General features: G+C 39.7%; 1 tRNA gene. It reads right to left on the reverse strand.

The features are described from left to right. Positions 1–91: 91 nt before the first annotated feature. A tRNA-Gly gene (locus ACY2RW_RS16255) sits at positions 92–163 on the reverse strand. Positions 164–247 lie beyond the last annotated feature (84 nt).

Consider the following 247-nt stretch of genomic DNA (forward strand, 5'->3'; position numbering starts at 1 on the left):
TGAACCCATACGAGCATTACTGCTCACTGGATTTTAAGTCCAGCGTGTCTACCAATTCCACCGCTTCAGCATTGGTATTTATTTTAAATAGAGCGAAAGACGGGATTTGAACCCGCGACCCTCACCTTGGCAAGTTGATGCTCTACCCCTGAGCTACTTTCGCAGTCATTATTTTTTATGAACTTTACTCTTATAAAGACTATCTAATTATTAGAGCGGTGCAAATATAACAAGTTTTGTTTATCCA

The sequence above is a fragment of the Polaribacter sp. 2305UL8-11 genome (genome assembly GCF_058147165.1).